Source organism: Mycobacterium sp. C31M (genome assembly GCF_053345865.1).
Genome location: NZ_JBKFAX010000021.1, coordinates 55,085 through 74,377, shown reverse-complemented (window position 1 = coordinate 74,377; position 19,293 = coordinate 55,085). Strand labels below are relative to the sequence as shown.

The window sequence follows — 19,293 nt, the reverse complement described above, 5'->3', positions numbered from 1 at the left end:
CTGCACATGCGTGACATGGTTGAAATCGGCATGGGCAGAACCGCCCGCCGCACTTACGAACTCGACGACATCAACATCGTGCCGTCGCGGCGCACCCGCTCGTCGAAGGATGTCTCGACGGCCTGGCAGCTAGACGCCTACCGGTTCGAGATCCCGGTGGTCAGCCACCCGACCGACGCCCTGGTATCGGTCGAGTTCGCCATCGAGATGGGCCGGCTCGGCGGGCTCGGCGTGCTCAACGGTGAGGGCCTGATCGGCAGGCACGCCGATGTCGAGGACAAGATCGCCGGTGTGGTGGCGGCCGCCGAGAAGGAACCCGAGCCCTCGGCCGCGATCCGGTTGCTGCAGCAGCTGCATGCCGCCCCGCTGGACCCGGAGTTGCTCGGTGCCGCAGTCGCCCGTATCCGCGAGGCGGGGGTGACGACGGCGGTCCGGGTCAGCCCGCAGAACGCGCAGGCGCTGACCCCGGCGCTGGTGGCCGCCGGTATCGACCTGCTGGTCATCCAGGGCAGCATCATCTCCGCCGAACGCGTCGCCAAGGGGCAGGACGGGGTCGGCGAACCCCTCAATCTCAAGACGTTCATCTCCGAGCTCGACGTGCCGGTGGTCGCCGGTGGCGTGCTCGACCACCGCACCGCGCTGCACCTGATGCGCACCGGCGCGGCCGGCGTCATCGTCGGATACGGCTCGACGTCGGGGGTGACCACCTCCGACGAGGTGCTCGGTATCAGCGTGCCGATGGCCACCGCCATCGCCGATGCCGCCGCGGCCCGGCGTGAGTATCTCGACGAGACCGGCGGCCGGTATGTGCACGTGCTGGCCGACGGGGATATCCACACCTCCGGTGACCTGGCCAAAGCGATCGCCTGCGGGGCCGACGCGGTGGTGCTCGGCACCCCGCTCGCGGTCGCGGACGAGGCCCAGGCCGGTGGCTGGTTCTGGCCGTCGGCCGCGGCGCACCCGTCGCTGCCGCGTGGCGCGCTGCTGCAGGTCGGTCTGGGCGAGCGTCCGCCGCTGTCGCAGGTGCTCACCGGACCGTCCGACGATCCGTTCGGGTCGCTGAATCTGGTCGGTGGCCTGCGTCGTTCGATGGCCAAGGCCGGGTACTGCGATCTCAAGGAGTTCCAGAAGGTCGGGCTGACCGTCGACGCGTAGGTCTGTCCCGCTTAGGTACTTCTCGCGAGCAGACGCAAAACTGCACTTTTCCGGCTGTTTTCTGCACTTTTGTGTTCCTCGCAAGCGGGAGGTGCCGCCAGCTCGCAGGGGAAGGCTCTTTACAAGTTAGGCCCTCCTGTCTAGCTAGTTACCCATCGGTAGGTACATACTGAATCCATGGAACCTGACTATGACGTCCTGATCATCGGTTCGGGGTTCGGCGGCAGTGTCAGCGCGCTGCGGCTCACCGAGAAGGGTTACCGCGTCGGTGTCCTGGAGGCCGGCCGCAGGTTTGCTGACGCCGACTTCGCGAAGACCTCGTGGAACCTGCGCAAGTTCCTCTGGATGCCGCAACTGGGCATGTACGGCATCCAGCGCATCCACCTGCTGCGCAACTGCATGATCCTGGCCGGCGCCGGAGTGGGCGGCGGCTCGCTGAACTACGCCAACACGCTCTACATCCCGCCCGACCCGTTCTTCAACGACCCGCAGTGGCGCAATATCACCGACTGGCGCTCGGAGTTGATGCCGCACTACGACCAGGCCAAGCGCATGCTCGGGGTGGTCACCAACCCGACGTTCACCGATGCCGACCGGGTCATGAAGGAAGTCGCCGACGATATGGGTGTCGGCGAGACCTTCGTCCCCACCCCGGTCGGGGTGTTCTTCGGCCCGGACGGCCAAAAGTGCCCGGGCGCAACGGTTCCCGACCCCTACTTCGGCGGTGCCGGTCCAGCCCGGACCGGGTGCATCGAATGCGGTGAATGCATGACCGGGTGCCGGCACGGCGCCAAGAACACCTTGGTCAAGAACTATCTGGGCCTGGCCGAATCGGCCGGCGCGCGGGTGCATCCGCTCACCACGGTGACCAAGTTCGCCCAACGTGCCGACGGCGTCTGGGAGGTCACCACCGTGACCACCGGCCGCAAGGTCCGGCGCACCAAGAAGACCTTCACCGCGCAGCATCTGATCCTGGCCGCCGGCACCTACAACACGCAGAAGCTGCTGTTCAAGATGCGCGACACCGGCTTGCTGACCAAGCTGTCGACCCGCCTCGGGGTGCTGACCCGGACCAACTCCGAGTCGATCGTCGGCGCCGGGCGCCTGCAGGTCGGCGACGATCTGGACCTCACGCACGGTGTCGCCATCACCTCGTCGATCCACCCGACGCCCGACACCCACGTCGAACCGGTGCGCTACGGCAAGGGTTCCAACGCCATGGGCCTGCTGCAGACGCTGATGACCGACGGTGCCGGTCCGCAGGGCACCGATGTGCCGCGGTGGAAGCAGCTGGCGACCACCGCACGCGAGGATCCGAAGGGCACGCTGCGCCTGCTGAACCCGCGTCGGTGGAGCGAGCGCACCATGATCGCACTGGTGATGCAGCACCTGGACAACTCGATCACCACGTTCACCCGTAAGACACGGTTCGGCGTCCGGATGCTCGACAGCAAGCAGGGTCACGGTGAGCCCAACCCGACGTGGATCCCGGCCGGCAACGAGGTGACGCGGCGCGTCGCCGCCAAGATCGACGGCGTGGCCGGCGGCACCTGGGGGGAGCTGTTCAACATCCCGCTGACCGCGCATTTCCTCGGCGGCGCGGCGATCGGGGACACCGCCGAGCACGGTGTCATCGACCCGTACCACCGGGTGTACAACTATCCGACGCTGTACGTGACCGACGGCGCTGCGATCTCGGCGAACCTGGGCGTCAACCCATCGCTGTCGATCGCCGCGCAGGCCGAGCGCGCCGCCGCGCTGTGGCCCAACAAGGGTGAGCGCGACGAGCGCCCGGCGCAGGGTCAGCCCTACCGCCGGCTGGGCCCTATCGAGCCGGCCAAGCCGGTGGTCCCGGTGGAGGCGCCCGCCGCGTTGCGACGGTTACCGATCGAACCGGTCAAGAAGCTGTCGCCGTCGGCCTGAGGTTTACTTGACCGGCTACTTGAGGCTGGCCTCGATTCTGTCGCCGAGCTCCTTGTCGACATTGCGCCAGTACTCGAACGCCCGTTGCAGCACCGGGTCGGACACCCCGTCGGACAGATGCCCGGCGATGTTGGACACCAGCCGCTCGCGAGCGGCGTCGTCGAGGACCTCGCGCACCAACGTGCCGGCCTGACCCCAGTCGTCATCCTCGGCGTGCAACGAGTACGCCGAACGCACCATGTCCCCGTCGGCATGCCACAACGGCTCGCCGGTGCGGGCCGGATCGGCGGCCGGCCCACCGTAGGAGTTGGGCGCATACACCGGGTCGCTGACGTTGTTGATGCGCATCGCCCCGTCCTTGGAGTAGCTGTGCACCTCGGTCTTGGGGGTGTTGACCGGGATCTGCTTGTAGTTCACCCCGAGCCGGGCTCGGTGTGCGTCGGCATAGGAGAAATCCCTGGCCAGCAGCATCTTGTCCGGGCTCATCCCGGTACCCGGCACGGCATTGTTCGGTTCGAAGGCCGCCTGCTCCATCTCGGCGTGGTAGTCGGTGACGTTGCGGTCCAGCGTCAACTTGCCGACGTCGATCAGCGGATAGTCGCTATGCGGCCACACCTTGGTCAGGTCGAACGGGTTGAACCGGTAGTCCTTGGCCTCATCGAACGGCATGACCTGCATCTTCAGCGTCCAGCTCGGGAAGTCACCGGCCTCGATGGCGTCGAACAGGTCACGCTGGTGGGCGTCTCCGTCCTTGCCGGCCATCTCGTCGCCCTCGTCCTGGGTGAGGAACTCGATGCCCTGATCGCACTTGAAGTGGTACTTGACCCAGAAGATCTCATCGGAGGCGTTGATCCAGCTGTAGGTGTGGCTGGAGTAGCCGTTCATGTGCCGCCAGGTGCGCGGGATGCCGCGGTCACCCATCAGCCAGGTGACCTGGTGCGCCGATTCCGGAGAAAGCGTCCAGAAATCCCACTGCATATCGTGATCGCGCAGGTTGTTGGCGGCCCGGCGCTTCTGGGACCGGATGAAGTGCTGGAACTTCATCGGGTCGCGGATGAAGAACACAGGCGTGTTGTTGCCGACCATGTCGAAGTTGCCGTCCGGGGTGTAGAACTTGGTTGCGAACCCGCGCGGGTCGCGCCAGGTGTCTGGGCTGCCCCGCTCGCCGGCGACCGTGGAGAACCTGGTCAGGGTCTCGGTCTTGGCGCCGGGCTGCAGGAACGCGGCCTTGGTGTAGGCGCTGACATCGCCGGTCACCTCGAAATGGCCGAATGCGCCGCCACCCTTGGCGTGGGGTTGGCGCTCTGGGATGCGCTCCCGGTTGAAATTGGCCATCTGTTCGATCAGATAGTGGTCCTGCAGCAGGATCGGGCCGTTGGGTCCGATCGTCAGGGAATGCTCATCGCTGGACACCGGGATTCCGGCGTCGGTGGTGGTGGGTTTGGGCTGTGTTCCAGTCACCATCGGCTCCTCTCGCTGGGTATGTGGGCTGAGCGCGGGCACAGAGCCTTGACCCGCCTGCCAGCGGATACCCCGTCGCGGGGCAATCGACACATGATCGATTCTAGGGTGAATCATGTTGTCGGACTGTGATATTCGTCTGCCGGGTGGGGTGCCGGTGGCGCTGCTACGATGCGGATGACAATGCGTGATGGGAGTCGCCGATGGAAACGGGTACCGATCGGGCCGGCGCGCGTCACATCCGGTTGACCTCGCACAGCGGCGGGCCGCTGGCGCCGCCGATCCACTGGGGTGCGCCCACCGCCGCCGAACGTGGCCCCATCGTCGGCACCACCGGTAACCGGGCACACCGCAATGTGATCGGTACCCACAGCGGGTCCTACGGGGTCTACCGGGCGCTCGCGGTGGCGGCCGGGGCGCTGTCCCCGCAACATCGCGCCGATCTCACCAACACCGCGCCCACCGACGTCATCGGGCCGTATCCGCAGTGGTCGGACCCGGCTGCGATCGTCAGCCTGGATCCCTGGGGCGCGGCCGTGGCCGATGTATTCGCCGACCAGTTGGCCGCCGACCACGACATCCGGCCGACCATCGCGGTCACCAAGGCTCACGTCATGCTGCCCGAGGTCGCCGAGGCGATCGGGCGGGGACGGCTGCAGCCCGATGGCCGGGTGCTGCTGGCCGGCGGGGCGGCGGTGGTGACCAAGGTCGCCGTCGAGCCGGTCTGGTACCTGCCGGGGGTGGCCGCCCGGTTCGGTTGCACCGAGTCCGCACTGCGCCGCGCGTTGTTCGAGGAGACCGGCGGCATGTACCCGGAGTTGGTCACCCGCGGTGACCTGGAGGTGTTCCTGCCACCGATCGGCGGCCAGACCGTCTACATCTTCGGTGATCCGCGGGACCTGGCCGATCCCTCGGTCGAGCTGACCGCCCGGGTGCACGACGAGTGCAACGGTTCGGACGTGTTCGGCTCCGATATCTGCACCTGCCGGCCCTACCTCACCCATGCCATCGAGGAGTGCATCGCCGGCACCCAGCGCGGTGGGGTCGGGTTGGTCGCCTATTCACGCAAGGAAGGCCGCGCGCTCGGCGAGGTCACCAAATTCCTGGTGTACAACGCCCGCAAACGCCAGGAGGGTGGCGACACCGCCGACCAGTACTTCGCGCGCACCGAATGTGTTGCGGGCGTGCAGGATATGCGCTTCCAGGAACTCATGCCCGATGTGCTGCACTGGCTCGGCATCACGCGTATCCACCGGTTGGTGTCGATGAGCAACATGAAGTACGACGCGATCACCGGTTCGGGGATCACCGTCGGCGAGCGGGTCAACATCCCCGACGAACTGATCCCTGCCGACGCCCGGGTGGAGATCGACGCCAAGATGGCCGCCGGGTATTTCACCCCTGGCCCGGTGCCCGACGCCGACGACCTGAAGAAGACGGTCGGTCGGGGGCTGACGTGAGCACCCTGGCGGCGCATCCGGCCGTTGTGCTGCGCAGCACCGCCGAGATCCGGGCCCGCGCCGGTCATCTGCTGGGCCGGGCCCGTGTCGGTGATTCGGACTGGTTCACGGTGCACGACGACGCCCTGACCGGCGCTGCCACCGAGGTCGCCGAACTGACCGTGCGACGGTTTCCGGACCTCGACATCCCGTTCCACAGCAGGTGGCGACATTTCGAGGCGGGCGGTGTGGACCGCCGACTGGACCTCGGCGAGGCCGACGGCCCGACCCGTGCCCGGGCCATGATCGATCTTGCCGTCGTCAGCGTGCTGCTGGACGCCGGTGCGGGGCCGGACTGGAGCTACCGCGAGAACGGCCAGGAGTTCAGCCGTTCCGAAGGTCTCGGGGTGGCCAGTTGGCATGCCTTCACCGGCGGGCTGTTCTCGTCGGACCCGGACCGTCCGCTGCAGGCTGACGCCGCGGGCCTGATCGATCTGGATACCGAACGGCTGGCCACCGCCATGCAGGTGACCCCCGACAACCCACTGGTCGGCTTCGAGGGTCGGGTCGACGTGCTGCGTCGGCTCGGTGCGGCGCTGGCCGACCAGCCAGAGGTGTTCGGTACGCCCGCCCGCCCGGGCGGCATGTACGACCTGCTGGTCACCGAGCCGGTGGCCCCGACCGTCGCCGCGCACGACATCCTGGGTGTGCTGCTGTCGGCGCTGTCGCGGATCTGGTTGGCCGACAACATGATCGATGGCGAAGCGCTCGGTGACTGCTGGCGTCATGGTGCGGTGCCCGGGCCGGGGGCGACCGCGGGCTGGATGCCGTTCCACAAGCTGTCGCAGTGGCTGACCTACTCGCTGCTGGAACCGTTCACCTGGGCGGGGGTGACGGTGACGGGGATCGATGCGCTGACCGGGCTACCCGAATACCGCAACGGGGGGCTGCTGCTGGACTCCGGTGTGCTGGCACTGCGGGACGCCGGCTGGGCCGAGCGTGCCTGGACACCGGCCGACGAGTTGGTGGTCGAGTGGCGGGCGCTGACGGTGGCCCTGCTCGACGAGATCGCTGTCGAGGTCCGTCGCCAACTCGGGCGCACCGCCGATCAGCTGCCGCTGGCCTGTGTGTTGGAGGGCGGCACCTGGGCCGCCGGCCGGGTGCTGGCGCAGCGGTTGCGTGGCGGGCTGCCCCCGCTGACCGTCATCAGCGACGGCACCGTCTTCTGATGCGAGAGGAATTCCGCTGTGCCTGAGGTCCATGTGATCGAGCACCCGCTGGTCGTGCACAAGCTGAACACGCTGCGTCAGAAAGACGTGTCCACCAACAGTTTCCGGCGCCTGGTCAGCGAGGTGTCGGCGCTGATGGCCTATGAGGTGCTGCGTGATGTGCCGCTGCACGATGTGCAGATCGAGACGCCGCTGGAGACCATGACCGGCCGGCTGATCGACGGTAAGAAGCTGGTGTTCGTGTCGATCCTGCGCGCCGGCGGCGGCATCCTCGACGGCATGCTGTCGCTGCTGCCCAACGCGCGGGTCGGGCACATCGGGCTCTACCGCGACCCGAAGACCCGCGTCGCGGTCGAGTACTACTTCAAGGTGCCCGGCGACCTGCACGAACGCGATGTCGTCGTCGTCGACCCGATGCTCGCCACCGGCCACACCGCCATTGCCGCCATCGACCGGCTCAAGGAATATCAGCCACGGTCCATCAAGTTCGTCTGCCTGCTCACCTGCCCGGAGGGGTTGGCGGCTCTGCACGGCGCGCATCCGGACATCCCGGTGTACACCGCGGCCATCGACCGCCAACTCGACGAACACGGCTATATCGTGCCCGGCCTGGGTGACGCGGGGGATAGGCTGTTCGGCACCTGATCGCCGACGGGGATCGTGCCCGGCCTCGGTGATGCCGGGGACCGGCTCTTCGGTGCCTGACCACTACACTGTCGCAGGTGGAGCCAGCCTCGAACCGCCCCGTGCTCGTCATCGACTTCGGCGCGCAGTACGCCCAGCTGATCGCCCGCCGCGTCCGCGAGGCCCGGGTGTTCTCCGAGGTCATTCCGCATACCACCACTGTCGAGGAGATCAAGGCCCGCGATCCGCAGGCGATCGTGCTCTCCGGCGGGCCGGCCAGCGTGTACGCCGACGGCGCGCCGCGACTGGATCCCGCCCTGTTCGACCTCGATCTTCCGGTCTTCGGTATCTGCTACGGCTTCCAGGCCATGGCCCAGGCCCTCGGTGGCACCGTTGCGCACACCGGCACCAGTGAGTACGGCCGCACCGAGTTGAAAGTGGCTGGCGGACAGCTGCATTCCGAGCTGCCCGGTATCCAGCCGGTCTGGATGAGCCATGGTGACGCCGTCACCGAAGCGCCCGAAGGCTTCGATGTGGTGGCCGCCAGCGCCGGGGCGCCGGTGGCAGCGTTCGAGAACCGGGAACGTCGGCTGGCCGGTGTGCAGTACCACCCCGAGGTGCTGCATTCACCGCACGGCCAGCAGGTGCTCAGCCGCTTCTTGCACGATTTCGCCGGGATCGGCGCCAGCTGGACTGCGGCGAACATCGCCGACCAGCTCATCACCGCGGTACGGGAGCAGGTCGGTGACGGCCGGGCGATCTGCGGTCTGTCCGGTGGGGTCGACTCGGCGGTCGCCGCCGCGTTGGTACAGCGCGCCATCGGTGACCGGCTGACCTGTGTGTTCGTCGATCACGGTCTGCTGAGGGCCGGCGAGCGCGCCCAGGTCCAGCGCGACTTCGTCGCCTCCACCGGGGCCAAGTTGGTGACCGTCGACGTCGCCGACCGCTTCCTGGAAGCCTTGAGTGGGGTGACCAATCCCGAGGGAAAACGCAAGATCATCGGGCGCGAGTTCATCCGGGCCTTCGAGGGCGCGGTCCGCGACGTGGTCACCGACGGCGCTGGTGAGGTCGACTTCCTGGTGCAGGGCACGCTGTACCCCGATGTCGTGGAGTCCGGTGGCGGTGCGGGCACGGCGAACATCAAGAGCCATCATAATGTCGGTGGCCTGCCCGACGACCTGAAGTTCAAGCTCGTCGAGCCGCTGCGACTGCTGTTCAAGGACGAGGTCCGCGCCGTTGGCCGCGAGCTCGGCCTGCCGGAGGAAATCGTTGCGCGCCAACCCTTCCCGGGTCCTGGACTGGGTATCCGCATCGTCGGTGAGGTCACCGCGGACCGGCTGGACACGCTGCGCCGCGCCGATGCCATCGCCCGCGAGGAGCTGACCTCGGCCGGGTTGGATGGCCAGATCTGGCAGTGCCCGGTGGTGCTACTGGCCGATGTCCGTTCGGTCGGTGTGCAGGGCGACGGCCGTACCTACGGTCACCCGATCGTGCTGCGGCCGGTGTCCAGTGAGGACGCCATGACTGCCGACTGGACCCGGGTGCCCTACGAAGTGCTGGAACGGATCTCGACCCGGATCACCAACGAGGTGCCCGAGGTCAACCGGGTCGTGCTCGACGTGACGAGTAAGCCACCCGGCACCATCGAGTGGGAGTGAGCTTTCTTCTGCTCGGCACGGGAAAGTGCTCGATCTGATAATTTGCCGCCATGGTCAACATTTCCGTGCGCAATGGACTGTGCGGTATGGCGGTGCTGTCCCTGCTCGCGGCCGGTTGCTCGGCCGAGGCCGGGCAACCGGTGGCCGAATCCAGCAGTACCGTTGCCGCGGAATCGAATCGGGGGTGCGGCGGTCGGGAGGCGCGGCCGGCCAAGGTACCGGCCAGGGTCAAAGAAGAGGAACGGGCGCCCGAACCGGTATCCAATCCCGAACCCGAGGACGGTGTCTACGGTGACCCGGAGGCCGCCACCCGGTACTGGGTCGCGCAGTCCGAGGGTGACTGCGGGCTGATGGCCACCCGGATGGTCATCGGCGAGATCACCGGTGACCCACCGACCGAACGCGAGATCATCGACCTGGCGGCGGACACGCCGAGCGAGTGCAGCCCGGGCGAACCCGTGTACGACGAGAGCTTCGACCCGGCCGACGGCGGTATCGGGCACGGCACCTGCACCACCGATCTGATCCTGCTGTTCGATCAGTTCGATATCGACACCGACTACACCAATGACGATGTCGCGGCCGACGGCGGCCCGGACACCGGTATGGATGCGCTGCTGGACTATCTGAACGACGGTCGCCAGGCCATCGTCTGCGTGAACTCGAAGATCATCTGGGACACCGAGGGTGACCGGACCACCTGCGGGCACTTGATCACCGTTGCTGCCGTGGATGTTCCGAACGATACCGTCTATCTGGGCGACAGCGGCGGCGAGGACACCGAGGGCGAGACCGTCAGCACCGACACCTTCGAGGCGGCCTGGGCCACCGGCGGCCACGAGCTGCTCATCACTCAGTGACGTCCTCGCGGTCGATCAGATCGCCGAGGATCTGGCCGACCGCCGATTCGATGGTCGACTCGATGGAGAAGGCCAGCGTCGCCGACACCACCGAGACCGCCTGGGTGCGGAACCGCACCAACATGGTGAGCAGCTCGGCGATCTCGGTATCCGGGGGCAGCTCGGCACCGGGGTTGATGCGGTGCAGCACCTCTTCGATCCCGGCCTGCACCAGCAGCCCACTGATCTGATCGACCAGTGGTGCGATCTGCTCGTGCAATCCGATGAGCTTGTCGGGGGCCACCCCGTACTGCCGGATCTCGTTGAACGCCTCGATCAGCTTGGGGCGCACCACGATCGCTTCGTCGTCTTCGAGCTTGATCACGCCGAGTCCGACCATCCGCTCGAAGCCGGTATCGTCATCGACGAGCCGCCGGGCGTCGGCAACACTCATCCGCTCGGGTTTCTCGGTGGCCCAGCTGCCGGCGATCGCCGATTCCAGGCCCAGCAGATCACCGACACCCTTGCCCTGCTCCCAGGCCGACAGCATCTCGTGCACATGGGCGATGTTGTAGCCACGGTCCAACAGTGAGGTGATGAGCCGCAACCGGGTCAGGTGCGTGTCGTTGAACAGCGCGATGCGCCCGACCCGCAGCGGGGGATGCAGCAGACCCCGGTCGCGGTAGACCCGGATGTTGCGGGTCGTGGTGCCGGCCTTCTGCGCGAGCTCCTCGATCCGGTATTCACCGGAGGCTGCCGCCCCGTGTGGCTGCACCGCCGCATCGAAGAGCTGGGTGACCGCGTTCTCGACGACATCGCGGGAGCTGCGCCGGATCTGCCAGGGCGCCCGGCGCAGTCCGGTGAGGATCGTCGAGATCGCGCCGGCGGGTTGCCGGGGCTGTTTGGCCGTCACCTCAGCGCCTCAGGCCGAGCTCAATGCCGCCGCGCGTGCATCGTGCGCGACGGCCGTGTAGTCACCGAATCGGAACTCCCGCATCTGTCGAAGATACTGGGTGGCGAAGCCTGGGTACATCGACGCGTTGAATCCGTCGGCGGTCAGGTACCAACTGCTGCAGCCGCTCATCCAGGTGGTCTTACGCAGTCGGCGCTGCAATGCCGCATTGTGCCGGTGCTGGACGTCGGCGCGGACGTCCAGGTAGCGCAGGTTGTCGGCCAGGATGGTGGTGACCGCCTTGACGGCGTAGTCGATCTGGCCCTCGGAATAGACCAGCAGCGAGTTGTGGCCCGGCCCGGAGTTGGGACCGGTCATCATGAACAGATTCGGATAACCGTGCGCCTGGATGCTCTTGTAGGCCTGCGCACCGCCGGCCCATTCGTCGGCCAGTGACCGGCCGCCGAGGCCGGTGACCGGGAACGGCGGTCCGGACAGGTGGACGTCGTAGCCGGTGGCGAAGACGATGGCGTCCAGGTGGTGTTCGATACCGTCGCTGGTGCGGATACCGACCGGGCTGATGGTGGCGATCGGCCAGTCGATGAGCTTGCAGTTGTCCTTCTGCAACGCCGGATAATAGTCGTTGGAGATGAGCATCCGTTTGCAGCCCGGCGTGAAATCCGGTGTGAGCTGGCGTCGTAACCACGGATCCTTGACCTGGCGGTGCAGGTGCGCCTTGCCCAGCCGGGACACCAGACCGGTCAGCGGGGTGTCCCAGACCAGTGCGGTCGCGGTCGCCTCGTGCCCCCAGAACAGCACCTGCCGCGCCAGTTCCTGGGCGGCGGGCACATTCTTGAACAGGGTCTTCGCCACATCCGGGGTGGCGATGTCCAGGCGTGGCACCACCCAGCCCGGCGTGCGCTGGAACACCTTGACGAATCCGGCCTGCTTGACCAGTTCCGGCACGATCTGCACCGCGCTGGCGCCGGTGCCGATGACGGCGACCCGCTTATCGGTGAAGTCATAGTCGTGATCCCAGCGCGCGCTGTGGATCTTGTGTCCCTGGTAGCTGTCCAGACCGCGGATATCGGGGAACTTGTGGTCGGTCAGCGGGCCGGACGCCAGCACCACGGTGCGTGCCCGCAGCGGTTTGTTCGCAGCGGTTTTGATGGTCCACACGCCGGTGTCCTCGTCGAAGGACAGGCCGTTGACCTCGACGCCGAACCGGATGCGTCGGCGCAGGTCGAAATCGTCGACCATGTCCTCGATATGCGTGCAGATCTCGCGGGCCGGTGAATAGGCCCGCGACCAGTCCGGGTTCTTGGCGAACGAGTACGAGTACAGCAGTGACGGGATATCGCAGGCCGCACCGGGATAGGTGTTGTCCCGCCAGGTGCCGCCGACCCGGTCACCGCGTTCGACGATGACGAAGTCCTCGACGCCGGCCTCGGCGAGTTTGATGGCGGTGCCGATGCCGCTGAAGCCGGCGCCGACGATGACGGTGTCGTAGGTTTTGGCGCGCACACGACGAGCAGATTGAGCAGAAGTCATATCAGGCCGCCGGCTTGTGGGTCAGTTCCTTGAACCAGGACGGGATCGGCTTCAGGATGGCCTTGGGCAGGTAGTCCGAGGCGGCCACCATCGGGTTGGCCACCCAGTGATAGGGGTTGCGGTCGTTGACGACCATGCGGGAGTGCAGTTTGAGGATCTGGTAGGTCGGTACCTTCCAGGTGTGTTCGGCGCGGCCGCCGAGTTCCTTGAAGCGGGCCATCGCCTTGTACAGGCGTTCGGGTTCCAAGCCCATGTCGACGATGTTGTTGCGCATCCGGTTCAGCAGCGGGACGTAGATGATCATCCCGATGATCAGGCCGGGGGAGGCGACGCTGCCGACGAAGTCGATGGCCAGCTTGCGGGCCTTGGCATGCCCGATCATGTTCAGGACCTCGAAATCTACGGCGATGTGCCGGGATTCGTCACTGTTGATCTTCTGGAAGACCTCGTGGCAGACGGGATCGTCGACCTCGTCGAGCAGGAACTTCAGCAGTGCGCCGTCCAGGGCCACCTCCAGCATCGGGATGACGGTGCCCAGTACCGACAGCGACATGTCGTCGGCGTAGGTGTCCAGCCAGTCGATGGCGAGCCGGATGTTCACGTTCGGTTCCGGCATCTCGCCGTCCTCGAGCATGCCCCAGCGCTTCATCAGGGCCAGTTCGGCATTGGCGTGTCGCTGCTCCTCGGCGTGAAAGTAGCGGTAGATCTCCGCCAGCGTCGGGGTCGGCGCCTTCTTGGCCAACGCGGCGAAGCCACGCGCACCGACGTTCTCGATCCAGCACAGGTCGGCCATGAAAGCCTTGAGCTTGGGCCGGAATTCGTCGCTGATGGTCTCCGCTCCGGGGGCGTCCCAGTCGATATCGGCCAGCGCCCACTGCCGGTCCTTGATCTTGGCGAGCATGACATCCATGTCGATTGCCATCGGTGTCTCCTAGGGTGCGGTGATGCGGGTGGTGAGGCCGACGGCACGGGTGTACATCGTCGGGGTGAAGCGTTTGATGCCCCAGCCGATCCGGGCGTCGGGTTGCGGCATGCAGTAGAGGCCGCCGCGGTCGTTGGTATCCAGGCACATCCGGGCCACCCGTTGCGGGGAGAAGCCGGTCCAGCGCATCAGGGTGTCCGCGAGTTGACTCGACTGATCCGTGATGTGGTCGGATTGCAGGATGTTCGTCTTGACGAACGTCGGGCACAGCGCGGTGACGTTGATCCCGGTGCCGGACAGTTCGGCGGCCAGCGTCTCCGACAGCGACAGTGTGCCGGCCTTGCTGACGTTGTAGGCGGCCATCCCGGGGGCGGCGCCGAACGCCGCGGCCGAGGCGACATTGATGATGCCGCGCGGGCGGTCGTCGTCGCTGGCCCGCAGGATCGGGGTGAAGATGTGGCAGCCGTGGATCGGTCCCCACAGGTTGATGCCGAGAACCCACTGCCAATCCGTAAGGCTCACTTCGCCGATCGGGGTTCCGCCGGCTCCGACACCGGCATTGTTGACCACCAGGGTGGGCGGGCCGCCGAACCAGCCCTGGGCGGCCGCAGCGAGAGTCTCGACATCCTCGATACGCGAGACATCGCAGTGCACGACGGTCGCCTCACCGCCGGCGTCGGTGATGGCCGTTGCGGTGGTCTGCGCGGCAGCGTCGTCGATGTCGCTGCAGACCACCCGGCCGCCTCGGGAGGCGAGTTCGAGGGCGAATGCGGCTCCGATCCCGCTGCCCGCGCCGGTCACCACGGCGTCGGCGTTGCGGCTGCGCTTGGGGCCACCGAAGAGGTTCATCCGGCCATGCCGATCGTGTTGGTCTGCAGGGCATCCGCGATGAAGGCGGCGACGCGGCGCATGGCGGGCACCGCTTCGGGGGACAGCCGGGGCAGCGCTTGGAAGACGTGGACCTGATCGGGCCACACCTCCAGGGTGCTGCTACCGCCGGCGTCGGTGATATCGGTGGCCAGTCGGCGCGCATCGGCCTGCAGCATCTCGGCGCCGCCGGCCTGGATCAGCGTGGGCGGCAGGACGCGGCCGCCGGCCACATCGAGGGTGAGGCGCGGGTCGGCGAGATCGGTTCCGGCGCTGTACAGCCCGACCAGTCGGGCGGCGTCGGCGGCGCGGATCGCCGGGTCGGTGCGCAGCGCCTCGCGGGCGCGGGCCAGTCCGAAGGACAGGTCGATCAACGGGGAGAACAGTGCCACACCGGCGGGGTGTGGCACATCGTTCTGGAGCAGTAGGTCGACGGCGAGGTGACCGCCGGCGGAGTCCCCGGCGAGGAACACCCGACTCGGGTCGTGGGTCGACAGCAGCCAGTCCCAGCCCGCGCGGACATCGTCTGCGGCGGTGGGGAAACGGTGCCGCGGTGCCAGCCGATAGTCGACACAGAAGACGGGCAGGCCGGTGAGCCGGGACAGCCAGGCCGTCAGCCGTCGGTGGGTGCGCGGCGAGCAGAGTGCGAACCCACTGCCGTGCAGGTAGTAGATCGCCGAACCGGTATCGCCGGCCCGGTCGGCGCGGACCCATTCGCCGACGACGCGGCGGCCGTCGGGCAGTCGGACGTCGACGGGTTCGATGCGGGTGCCCGACATCGACGGCCCGAAGGTGTCCATCACCCCGGCGATGATCTGCCGGGAGGCCCACAGCCCCCAGCTCTGTTCGGGCGGCAGCACCGCGCTGATCTGGCGCAGGGTGGCGTGGCTCAGTGCGGCGGCGCAGCGTGAACGCAGTGACCCACGGGCGGGTAGGCGGACCTCCGGTATCGGCATTCGTCGAGTACACCGTCAATTGATGACATTTGTCAATGTCAACATTGAAGGTTGTGTGGCCCCGGTCTCTCGGTGAGCAGGAGGTATCCCCAGCCCGCTGCCGCACCGAGCGACCCCGAACTGCTCTCCGCCGCGGCGTGTTGGCGTACCGACACGGTCACTCGCGGGCGCGAATGGCTACCTCGGTGGGTCGCCGCGCCAGCTGAAGCTGTTCACGTACTTGCCCATGTCCAGGGCCAGCTGCAGGTTGGCCGCCGACGGTTTACCCGACCCGAAATCCGGACCGAAGGCGCGGTACGGGCCGATCGCCCCCGCGATCAGGGCCAGGTCGTTCTTGACCGCCACCATCACGATGATGCGCATCCGGCTGAAGCTGCTCATCGCGGCCTGCGGCCAGTAGTCCGCGGCCATGCCGTATCCCAGTTGATAGCCGACCATCGTGTTCGGGATCTCGTAGGAGGTGGTGGTGTCGGGAAAGGTCTTGTTGATCAGCTCGACCGCGATCTGCTGCGGAGTACGACCGGCGGCAGGCTCACTGAACAGCTGCATGGTGCCGCCGTCGCCGGCCTGCAGCACCGCGGTGACGCCGTTGTCGTTCTTGGTGATCTGATACGCGGCGTTCTCCACCGGATAGGACACCGAGAACGAGCCGTCGGCCGCGGTGAACCGCGGATTGATCTCCACCGCCCGGCCCATCGGCGGGGTACCGCAATCCGGTGGGCAGGCATAGCGGGGGATGGGTTTGGTGATCAACCCGGACAGCCCGACCAGGCCGGCGGCCACCGCGACGATCACCGTGCCGAGGACCAGCGCCACCTTGCGGAACGAGGTCTTCGGTGGTTCGGTCGCGGTGTAATCCCCGGCGTAGAGCGAATATCCCGGGATCAGCCCGACCACGATCTCACTGTCGGCGGGCTTCTCGGCGAGCTGGATCGGCCGCTCATCACGGCGGGTCCGGCGCGAGCGGCGCGACGACGCGTGCATGGCCGCGCCGCACCGGGCGCAGAAGGGCGCATCCGGTACCACGTGATTGCACTCGGTGCACAGCATCGGCTCGTCGGGGCGGATCTCGTCCTGCGCCTCGTTCAACAATGCCAGCTGCAGGCCCACCCGCAGCGCCAGCAGTGCCAGCACCGACAACGTCAGGTGCCCGGCCAGTTGCACGAACTGCGGGAAGCGGGCGACATCCACCAGACCCAAAGCCAGATAGATCGCGATCATGATGGCTGCGAACAGGATCAGGATTCCCCGCACGACACCACGGTTGGTGTCGGTCTTGCTCGCCGGTCGGGTGAACCACAATGCGATACCGATCAGGCCGCCGATGGCTGCCGCGGTCAGCGGCACGGCGATACCGCGGATGCCGGCCTCGACCAGTAGGCCGTCCAGCGGGCGGGTCCGGTTGACCATGCCGGTGGTGAACTGCGGGGCCAGCCGGGTGAGCGTCGCGGCCGCGGTGAAGGTCACCGCGCCCAGGGCACCGATTGCGTAGCCGTCCAAGGATTCCCGGTCACCGCGCCAGGACAGCCGGGCCGCCACGGCCGGGACCAGCATCAGCAGCATGCTGCCCAGCGGGATGCCGATACCGTCGCGCAGAATCCGTGCACCGGCGACGCCGGCGCCCAGTGGCACCCCGTAGGCGCGGGCCACCGCGGCGCCGGTCAGCAGCACCCAGCCGACCCCGAGGACGATGCCGAGGCCGACGGTGAGTGCCAGCGCCGACCACGGGATGTCCTTGGCAACACCGGATTCCCGGACGTAGAGCCCGAACAGCAGGGGCAGGCCCAGCGAGGCCACCGTGATCAGCGCGGCCGGCATCCGCAGCAAGGTGGCCACCGTCAGGGCGACGGTCAGCAGGGCCAGACCCATCAGGAACACCTTGCGCGACCGCGGTGACAGATGGGGGAACAGCGAGCTGGTCAGGGCGGGGGTGAGCAGTTTCTGGCCGGGTGCCGCGCTGAAGGCGCTGGCGCGCAACCAGTGCGGGCCGTCACCGGCGCGGTGCTCGGCCAGCGGTACGCCGCACAGCCCGCAGTACTCACCGGCGGGGACGTCGACCTTGCAGATCGGGCATTCGACCATGCCTGGGGCGGAGGTGGCGGTGGTCATCAGGCTCCGACCTTCTGGGCGATCTGCAGGTTGCGGACCAGGTTGTCGACGTCGGGGGTGCCCAGCCCGGTGACCAGGTCGTAGCCGGGGCCGGCCACATCGACGGCGTTGGCGCCCAAGGTGATGTCGCGGAATGCCGGCCGGGGTGCGCCCTGGGCGATGCGGTAGAGCAGCGGGTTGATGTCGCCGATCAGGTCACCGTCGTTGTCGAGCAGCCACTGGTTCATCACCGCCGTGAGGGCGGCCCAGATGGGCGCCGACTGCGAGGTGCCACCGCCGGTGATGAACTGATCGTTGAGCACGATCTTGACGCCGGTGAACGGGTCGGCCACCGCGGCGACGTCCGGGGTCATCCGCTTGCCGGCAGCCCGCTCGGGTGGGATGGATGCGGCCGCGGCGCGCTGCCAGGGCGGCATGTCGAACAGATGCGAGACGCCACCGCCGGTGCCTTGCGACAGCGGGACATCGAACCAGGTCTGTTCGGAGATCCAGCCGCCCTGATCGTCGGTGGACAGGGTGGTGCCGCCGACACTGGTCATCTCGGGCAGCGAGGCGATCGAGTCGAGGCCGACGTCTTGGGCGCTCGGCGGTGACGACCAGTCCTGCCCGCCACGGCATTCCATGCCGGCGAGGTCGCCGCTGGCGTTGTAGGCCGTGGTGCCGTTCGCGTGGGCCGCGCGCAGTGCCGAACGCACCGGCGCGAGGTCGGCGGCGGTGATGAGTTTGTCGCAGCCCCAACCGATCGAGAAGCTCCAGACCGCGCCGGGGTAGCGGCGGTCGGTGTCCTCGAGCATCTCGCCGATCTTGCGGTAGCCGCCGCCGCCTTCGACGGTCGGATGGGCATTCACGACCACCTTGCGGGCGTCGGGGGCAATGGCATGCGCGACTTGCAAATCCATCGACAGTTCACCGCGGGTCTCACCGGGCATTCCGCCGACGATTTCCGGAGTGAATTGTGGCAAATCGAAAGTGGAGCTGAATTTGTCCAGATCGGATTGATTGAAACCGTCGAACGCGAAGATCACGATGGTGGTTCCCTTACCGGTGAATCCATCCCTGGCGAGATCGTCGGCGTTGTAGGTGTTGAGCAATGCGTCGGGGGCCAGTCCCTGGGGCGGGACGTCGAGCGGGATGTGATCCGGGCGCGACATGTGATGTGGTGTGTAGCTGAGGATCCGGCCGATCTCGGCCACCTCGTGGCGCAGGTGATCGGGCACCCGCGGCTGCTGGGGTGAGGCATAGAAGAACTGGCCGCGTTTACCGCGGTAGTCGCGCACGGAAACGTCGAAGGCGCGCTCGACGGCATCCGGTGAACCCTCGACGATGGCCCAGTCGTCACCAGGGCGCCATTGGACATCCAGCGACTGGGTGTCGGCCCAGTCGATGAGACTGTCCGGCTCGGCCTCATCGGTCAGGCTGGCGGTGAACTCGATGCGCTGTTCACGGGCGGGGCCCAGGTCGGTGGACGCCTCCAGCAGGGAGGCGTACGGGCCGTCGATGGTGGCGGCGGTCTGATCGTCGGCCTGGTACCTGTCGACGACGAGTCCGGCGACGAGCACCGCGACGCCGATGACGGCGGCGGCCGACAGTGTGCGGGTGGTCGATGCACTCATGATTTGAACGATAAGTAAGGGCGGGCCCGAACCGTGTCCGGACCCGCCCTTCTCA

15 protein-coding genes are annotated in these 19,293 nt (G+C 67.4%); 7 read left to right on the top strand and 8 right to left on the bottom strand.

What is annotated here, in order from left to right; genetic code table 11:
• The first annotated feature begins 15 nt into the window (after positions 1–15).
• Together ACLBYA_RS26650 and ACLBYA_RS26645 are read left to right on the top strand one after the other, a co-directional pair.
• Entirely contained in the window at positions 16–1,155 is a 1,140-nt protein-coding gene (locus ACLBYA_RS26650; RefSeq protein WP_447712524.1) for a GuaB3 family IMP dehydrogenase-related protein, read from the top strand.
• 177 nt (positions 1,156–1,332) lie between these two features.
• Positions 1,333–3,078, top strand: coding sequence for a GMC family oxidoreductase N-terminal domain-containing protein (locus tag ACLBYA_RS26645; RefSeq protein ID WP_447712475.1), 1,746 nt, complete (start codon positions 1,333–1,335; stop codon positions 3,076–3,078).
• Positions 3,079–3,093: 15 nt separating this feature from the next.
• Here ACLBYA_RS26645 and ACLBYA_RS26640 read toward each other — a convergent pair whose 3' ends face one another.
• The gene (locus ACLBYA_RS26640) at positions 3,094–4,542 is read right to left on the bottom strand and encodes a catalase (protein WP_447712474.1); all 1,449 of its coding nucleotides are present in this window, start codon (positions 4,540–4,542) and stop codon (positions 3,094–3,096) included.
• Positions 4,543–4,742: 200 nt separating this feature from the next.
• On the opposite strand from ACLBYA_RS26640, the gene ACLBYA_RS26635 reads away from it, so the two are divergent.
• Genes ACLBYA_RS26635 through ACLBYA_RS26615 form a run of 5 tightly spaced genes read left to right on the top strand, consistent with a single transcriptional unit; the run spans position 4,743 to position 10,349 of the window.
• Positions 4,743–5,999: a GTP cyclohydrolase II gene (locus tag ACLBYA_RS26635; protein ID WP_447712473.1), complete on the top strand. Its 1,257-nt coding sequence runs from the start codon at positions 4,743–4,745 to the stop codon at positions 5,997–5,999.
• Positions 5,996–7,207 carry a URC4/urg3 family protein gene (locus tag ACLBYA_RS26630; RefSeq protein ID WP_447712472.1) on the top strand — a complete coding sequence of 404 codons (1,212 nt, stop codon included), beginning with the start codon at positions 5,996–5,998 and terminating at the stop codon, positions 7,205–7,207. Before ACLBYA_RS26635 ends, ACLBYA_RS26630 begins: the two co-directional genes overlap by 4 nt.
• 18 nt (positions 7,208–7,225) lie before the next feature.
• Positions 7,226–7,852, top strand: a complete 627-nt coding sequence (upp, locus tag ACLBYA_RS26625; RefSeq protein ID WP_447712471.1) for a uracil phosphoribosyltransferase — start codon at positions 7,226–7,228, stop codon at positions 7,850–7,852.
• 56 nt (positions 7,853–7,908) lie between these two features.
• Entirely contained in the window at positions 7,909–9,489 is a 1,581-nt protein-coding gene (gene guaA, locus ACLBYA_RS26620; RefSeq protein ID WP_447712523.1) for a glutamine-hydrolyzing GMP synthase, read from the top strand.
• 50 nt (positions 9,490–9,539) lie between these two features.
• Positions 9,540–10,349, top strand: coding sequence for a hypothetical protein (locus tag ACLBYA_RS26615; RefSeq protein ID WP_447712470.1), 810 nt, complete (start codon positions 9,540–9,542; stop codon positions 10,347–10,349).
• Here the strand turns inward: ACLBYA_RS26615 and ACLBYA_RS26610 are convergent.
• From ACLBYA_RS26610 to ACLBYA_RS26580, 7 genes are all read right to left on the bottom strand, one after another.
• A complete protein-coding gene (locus tag ACLBYA_RS26610; RefSeq protein WP_447712469.1) occupies positions 10,339–11,241 on the bottom strand; it encodes a MerR family transcriptional regulator in 903 nt (300 codons plus the stop codon). The two genes, ACLBYA_RS26615 and ACLBYA_RS26610, sit on opposite strands and share 11 nt — an antisense overlap.
• A 9-nt stretch (positions 11,242–11,250) precedes the next feature.
• Positions 11,251–12,771 carry a flavin-containing monooxygenase gene (locus ACLBYA_RS26605; protein ID WP_447712468.1) on the bottom strand — a complete coding sequence of 507 codons (1,521 nt, stop codon included), beginning with the start codon at positions 12,769–12,771 and terminating at the stop codon, positions 11,251–11,253.
• A 1-nt stretch (position 12,772) separates the two neighbouring features.
• Entirely contained in the window at positions 12,773–13,693 is a 921-nt protein-coding gene (locus ACLBYA_RS26600) for a ferritin-like domain-containing protein (protein ID WP_447712467.1), read from the bottom strand.
• Between the two features lie 9 nt (positions 13,694–13,702).
• Positions 13,703–14,542 (bottom strand): SDR family NAD(P)-dependent oxidoreductase, encoded by an 840-nt coding sequence (locus ACLBYA_RS26595; protein WP_447712466.1) that lies wholly within the window; start codon positions 14,540–14,542, stop codon positions 13,703–13,705.
• A complete protein-coding gene (locus ACLBYA_RS26590) occupies positions 14,539–15,516 on the bottom strand; it encodes an alpha/beta hydrolase (RefSeq protein WP_447712465.1) in 978 nt (325 codons plus the stop codon). Before ACLBYA_RS26590 ends, ACLBYA_RS26595 begins: the two co-directional genes overlap by 4 nt.
• A gap of 177 nt (positions 15,517–15,693) precedes the next feature.
• Entirely contained in the window at positions 15,694–17,625 is a 1,932-nt protein-coding gene (locus ACLBYA_RS26585; RefSeq protein ID WP_447712464.1) for a zinc ribbon domain-containing protein, read from the bottom strand.
• Positions 17,625–19,238, bottom strand: coding sequence for a S53 family peptidase (locus tag ACLBYA_RS26580; RefSeq protein ID WP_447712463.1), 1,614 nt, complete (start codon positions 19,236–19,238; stop codon positions 17,625–17,627). Before ACLBYA_RS26580 ends, ACLBYA_RS26585 begins: the two co-directional genes overlap by 1 nt.
• Positions 19,239–19,293 lie beyond the last annotated feature (55 nt).